The organism is Vibrio sp. V03_P4A6T147 (assembly GCF_002241085.1).
Taxonomy (GTDB): Bacteria; Pseudomonadota; Gammaproteobacteria; order Enterobacterales; family Vibrionaceae; genus Vibrio; species Vibrio anguillarum.
Genome location: NZ_NDIO01000147.1, coordinates 1 through 5,653, shown reverse-complemented (window position 1 = coordinate 5,653; position 5,653 = coordinate 1). Strand labels below are relative to the sequence as shown.

General features: G+C 43.3%; 5 protein-coding genes and 1 pseudogene. 5 read left to right on the top strand and 1 reads right to left on the bottom strand.

Annotated elements, in window-relative coordinates; genetic code table 11:
- The first annotated feature begins 1 nt into the window (after position 1).
- The 5 genes from B9J84_RS05595 (at position 2) to B9J84_RS05575 (ending at position 5,312) form a co-directional block, all read left to right on the top strand.
- The gene (locus B9J84_RS05595) at positions 2-874 is read left to right on the top strand and encodes an HDOD domain-containing protein (RefSeq protein WP_094123721.1); all 873 of its coding nucleotides are present in this window, start codon (positions 2-4) and stop codon (positions 872-874) included.
- A 23-nt stretch (positions 875-897) separates the two neighbouring features.
- A complete protein-coding gene (locus B9J84_RS05590) occupies positions 898-1,803 on the top strand; it encodes a lysine exporter LysO family protein (RefSeq protein WP_017047741.1) in 906 nt (301 codons plus the stop codon).
- Positions 1,804-1,889: 86 nt separating this feature from the next.
- A complete protein-coding gene (locus B9J84_RS05585) occupies positions 1,890-2,402 on the top strand; it encodes a hypothetical protein (RefSeq protein ID WP_094123720.1) in 513 nt (170 codons plus the stop codon).
- 99 nt (positions 2,403-2,501) lie between these two features.
- Complete coding sequence (gene panP / locus B9J84_RS05580; protein WP_094123719.1) at positions 2,502-4,145, top strand: pyridoxal-dependent aspartate 1-decarboxylase PanP; 1,644 nt, start codon at positions 2,502-2,504, stop codon at positions 4,143-4,145.
- Between the two features lie 312 nt (positions 4,146-4,457).
- Positions 4,458-5,312: a MurR/RpiR family transcriptional regulator gene (locus tag B9J84_RS05575; protein ID WP_010320194.1), complete on the top strand. Its 855-nt coding sequence runs from the start codon at positions 4,458-4,460 to the stop codon at positions 5,310-5,312.
- 56 nt (positions 5,313-5,368) lie between these two features.
- On the opposite strand, the pseudogene B9J84_RS05570 reads toward B9J84_RS05575, so the two are convergent.
- A pseudogene (locus B9J84_RS05570) lies at positions 5,369-5,653 on the bottom strand (IS4 family transposase); the annotation flags it as partial.

Genomic DNA, 5,653 nt, shown 5'->3' with positions numbered 1-5,653 from the left:
CATCCAAGGGTTAGAAAGTGAATTTTCTCAATTGGTTGAACACTCACTCAGCACAGGAAAAATTTCACTTCCTCCTATTCCTGATGTTGTTCTAAAAATACAGCGCTTATGTACATTAGAATCTACTGAAATTTCAGATGTCGCCGATTGTCTACTTGAAGATCCCGGACTGACTGCAATTGTAGTACGCGTAGCAAACTCTGTTGTCTTTAATCGTCGAAATATTACCTGTACGGATTTAGTCACGGCTGTATCACGCTTAGGCATACTACGAGTACGCGACATTGTAACAGCCCAAGCGATTGAGCAGTTAAAGCACTCTGTAAACTTAAGCAAAGAATGCAATAAAATATTGGTTAATAGCGCCACCATATCGCGAGAGTTTGGCGCAACCATGGTGATGGTAACTCACGCATTTAAACAACTTGAACCAAGCCGATATCAACATTTAGAGCAGGAAAAAGCCTTACTTGTCGGTCTACTTGCGGATATTGGCTTGTTTTGTCTGGTACACGAATATCATTTATATCTTGAGAAAGGCAACTATCTCGATCAAGACATCGCCCTACAGATTTTTCAGTCGCGATGTTCAAAAACCAGTCAGCTTGTGTTAAGAAGTTGGGGGTTCGACTCAGATTTCCTTGAAGTAGCAGGAAATCAATCTTTAGTCGCATCTTCTCACGAAGTCAGTTACCTTGATGTGGCACGTATTGCTCACCATCTTTTACTGTTTCGTCGTCAAGATGAAGAGATTGAAGAGCATGACGTCGAAATTAATGCGACCGGAGCTGAGGTGCTATACAACTTAAGTAACCTTAGTGAGCTTGAATTCAAATCAAAACTCAATGATGTGATCAACGCAAGCGGCTTCTAAACCCAAAACAATCAGAGGATGAGATGTTCTCAGGGATGTTATTTATTTTTGCCCCACTAATAGTGGGGTATCTATTTTCTATTGCCAATCAACAGTGGCTAGCAGCATTAAATAAAGCCACGTCTTGGTTAGTTTACGTCATTCTGTTTCTGATGGGTTTAAGCTTGGCAGCCCTCGATAACTTGGGCAGTAACCTACAGTTGATACTCAAATTTACCACCGTGTTTTTCTTGATGATCGGTGCTTGCAACTTGTTGGTCTTGCCTTTTATTGACAAATTTCTACCCATAAAAACCGATGCGAACCATTCAAAACTGCCACTATCTAGCATGGCGTTAGAATCCGTAAAGCTGATTGTGGTTGTCGGTGGAGGATTGGCGCTTGGGGTTGTATTAGGATTCGATTTAAGTTGGGTGAGCACCGCCAGTGAATGGATCCTGTTCGTATTACTTTTCTTTATTGGTATTCAGTTGAGAAATAGTGGTTTAACTCTACGACAAATTTTGCTCAATAAATACGGAATGGTCATCGCATTAGTCATTATATTGACCTCTTGGATTGGGGGGATCATTGCGGCCATGATTCTTGATATCCCAATTTATCGAGGACTAGCCATGGCTTCCGGTTTTGGATGGTATTCACTTGCCGGGATTTTAATGGGTGATGCTTTCGGCCCAGTCTATGGTGGTGCCTCTTTCATGATAGAGCTACTTAGAGAACTGGTTGCTTTAGTGATGATCCCCATGCTAATCCGAACCAAACCTTGCTCTGCCATCGGCTATGCTGGGGCAACCGCGATGGATTTCACCTTGCCCGTGATCCAGACAACTGGCGGGGTTCGTTGCGTACCGATCGCGATTGTCAGTGGGTTTATTCTCAGCCTACTGGTGCCTATTCTTATGCTGTTCTTTGTATCACTTGCAGGCTAGATCTCAGGAATCACTTTAGCCTTCATTTAAACTAACAATAGGGAGTAGAAAACTCCCACACAATAACAAAGCCCAAAGGAAGATTTATGAAACGTGTTATCGTTGCCCTACTGCTCTCAACTTCAGCGAATGTTGCTCTCGCTGCTGATAACCAATGCTTATCCGAAAAATATGACGCTTATGTCGACGCGTCTCTCCATTGGTATAGTGATCTCGCAGACTTAACGACCGCGCAATATCCTGAACTTACTGAAGTCAGCCAATGGTTTCTGCAAGGACGCCAGCATCACTTTGAATTAAGCCGTGCGGCAGTCCACTATTACCTAAGCAACGATCCTTCTAAAGTTGCCACCTCGCAACCTGTAGAAGCTTGGTTAAAACTAGAACAGCACGACATTAAAGTATTGGCCTCACGCAGTGATGATCTCGGCCACATTGCTAAAATCACCTATGAAGATCGCCAAACAAAGCCTAACGAAAAAAACTATGAATTACGTTCAGCTTTAGCCGAATTGCTCAGTCATCCGAAGCAGATCGAAGCTGCGTTGAATAAATATAACGATGCCATCGCCTTGATCGAAAAGAAAGTCTGTAACTAGTCGCCGCCTCTACTCTAGCCGAATTAAGACGGGACAACTGTCCCGTTTTCGTTTAGATTGTGCCGCTCGCATTCCATAAAATCAAAATAACGAAGCTGTATGGTATCAGAACAAAAAACTGCAGATGTGAGTTTCGAGAGCTTGTTACGGATCTTCACTGTGCCCGAAGGCCCCGACTCAACACTGACAAAAATAGACCAAGAGCTATCGCGCAATTTGAACCTCTTCTTGCGTGAACATATTGTCGCTGAAGAAAAACCACTCAAAGAGATCGAAAAAGATTTCTCTAATCCGCAAATTCCAGAGTCACCGGAGTTCGTTTCAGAACATACTCAGCATTTGTTGGACAATTTAGTCGCTCATTCAGTGCATACCTCGGCTCCTAGCTTTATTGGTCATATGACATCTGCACTGCCATATTTTTTGATGCCGTTATCAAAGATCATGATTGCGCTGAATCAAAACTTAGTCAAAATTGAAACGTCAAAAGCGTTTACACCGCTAGAACGGCAGGTTTTGGGTATGTTGCATCGTTTGATCTATCAAAAAAATGACGCTTTTTACAGCCAATGGATGCATAGCGCTAATCATTCGCTCGGTGCATTTTGCTCTGGTGGAACAATTGCCAATATCACGGCATTGTGGGTGGCTCGTAATAATACTTTGAAAGCCGATGGTGATTTCCAAGGCGTCGAAAAAGAGGGGCTGTTTAAAGCCATGCATCATTATGGTTATCACGGGTTAGCCATTTTAGTGTCTGATCGTGGCCATTACTCTTTAAAGAAAGCCGCTGACGTATTGGGTATCGGCCAAGAAGGCTTGGTTTGTGTAAAAACCGACCACAACAACCGCTTATGCCCACAAGATTTGAAAGCCAAAATGGCACACCTAAAAAGCCAGAAAATTAAACCTTTTGCGGTTGTTGGCGTCGCCGGAACGACAGAAACGGGCAACATTGATCCCTTAAGAGATATCGCCAATATTTGCCAGCAAGAAGGTTGTCATTTTCACGTAGACGCCGCTTGGGGCGGTGCAACATTAATGTCGAATAATCACCGACACTTACTCAATGGTATTGAGTTGGCTGACTCCGTCACGATTGATGCACATAAACAGCTCTACATCCCTATGGGTGCAGGCATGGTACTATTCAAAAAGCCTGATGCTATGCATTCAATTGAGCACCATGCACAGTATATATTGCGGAAAGGTTCAAAAGATCTGGGTAGTCATACGTTAGAAGGTTCTCGCTCAGGTATGGCCATGTTGGTGTACGCTAGCATGCACATTATTAGTCGCCCTGGCTACGAATTATTGATTGACCAAAGCCTAGCTAAAGCTCGCTATTTCGCCGATCTAATTAAAGAACAAGACGATTTTGAGCTGATTTCTGAACCCGAACTGTGTCTTTTAACCTATCGCTATATTCCTGCTTTCGTTCGCCAAGCACTGCAACAAGCCTTGCCCAATCAAAAAGCAGAACTGAACGAGTTGCTAAATGAAATCACCCAGTTTGTGCAGAAAAAACAAAGGGAAACGGGGCGTTCATTTGTCTCTCGAACCCGTTTAAACCCAGAACGCTGGGACAAGCTTGATACCATCGTATTCCGCGTGGTACTAGCCAACCCGCTAACGACACATGCTATCTTGCACTCGATATTAGATGAGCAGCGACATATTGCCACGCTAGCCCCTAATTTGATGGCCAAAATTGAGCGGCTTGCTCAAAGAATCATCAGCTAGAATCCCTGTAAGTTACAGCGAATTGAAAATTTATTTCTTTTTGCTGTAACTAATACATCATTAATGAGCTGGAAATTTCCATTAATCATCGATTTAAATCTAAATTCTGTAGTTTTCATGAAATTTTGTTTGAGGCTTGTCATGTTCTCATCAATTGTTAACTTGAATTGTTACGGAAATCTACATCCTAGGTTTATACTCATTGCATGGCGTTGGTTTAACTTACCTTTTTGGAAATGTGTTATTTCCAATCCCCCCCAAAGGGCGACCGGGTAAAACCAACGAGTTGTTCTCTTCGCCCGCGTGAACACTATGAATACATTAGAAAAAATTCAAAAAAATCTGGAAAACTTTAGCAAGTCGGAACGTAAAGTCGCCGAAGTAATTATGGCTTCGCCCCAAACCGCGATTCACTCAAGTATTGCGACGCTCGCCAAAATGGCCGATGTCAGTGAACCAACGGTAAACCGCTTTTGTCGACGACTCGACACCAAAGGCTTTCCCGACTTTAAGCTTCATTTAGCGCAAAGCCTTGCTAACGGAACTCCGTATGTAAACCGAAATGTTGAAGAAGATGATGGCCCAGACGCCTACACCCATAAGATTTTCGAATCGACTATGGCGTGTTTGGATGTGGCTAAAAACAGCTTGGATCCAATGCAAATTAACCGTGCAGTTGACTTACTCACACAAGCAAAACGGATCTCTTTCTTCGGTTTAGGAGCCTCTTCTGCTGTAGCAAAAGATGCCCAAAACAAATTTATTCGCTTTAACATTCCGATCACTTGTTTTGAAGATATCGTGATGCAACGCATGAGTTGTATCAACTGTACCGATAATGACGTAATTGTTTTGATTTCGCATACAGGTCGTACTAAAAGCCAAGTGGAAATCGCCAATCTTGCGCGCGAAAATGGTGCGACTGTCATTGCGATTACGGCAAAAGATTCACCGCTGGACAAAGCAAGCTCGTTGTCGATCTCTCTTGACGTACCTGAAGATACTGACGTCTATATGCCCATGGCAAGCCGTGTGGTGCAAATGACGGTAATTGATGTACTGGCTACTGGTTTCACCCTGCGCCGTGGCTCTGGTTTTCGTGAAAATCTTAAACGCGTCAAGGATGTACTAAAAGACTCGCGCTACGATAAGCTGTCACAGTTCTAAGATAATCGCGATCCTAAAATAATCGTTAAAACGGAGCTCAATTGCTCTAATGCCGTTCACTTAAGGTGAGCGGCATTGTATTTTCTAGGGTATCGGCTTGGCTTTTTCTTCACAACTCTAGGGAAGGCTCTTTCTCGCCTTGGCTCAAGTATTAAGCTCCCACTCATTGCATAAAAGTTTTGGAGTTGCCTCGGTATGGCTCCCGGTGACGAGTAGGGAAGCCCCACTATTAGGCGCATGATGTGGGCTAACGCTCCATTGAAGCTAAGTTGGTATGGCAAGTAGTCTCCATTCAACGTATTACACATCTGCACCATTTGATATCTGACTAAGTTGTATGT

Coding starts and splice junctions, on each gene's coding strand:
- B9J84_RS05590 (WP_017047741.1), top strand. CDS start 898: ATGTTCTCAGGGATGTTATTTATTTTTGCCCCACTAATAGTGGGGTAT.
- B9J84_RS05585 (WP_094123720.1), top strand. CDS start 1,890: ATGAAACGTGTTATCGTTGCCCTACTGCTCTCAACTTCAGCGAATGTT.
- panP (WP_094123719.1), top strand. CDS start 2,502: ATGGTATCAGAACAAAAAACTGCAGATGTGAGTTTCGAGAGCTTGTTA.
- B9J84_RS05575 (WP_010320194.1), top strand. CDS start 4,458: ATGAATACATTAGAAAAAATTCAAAAAAATCTGGAAAACTTTAGCAAG.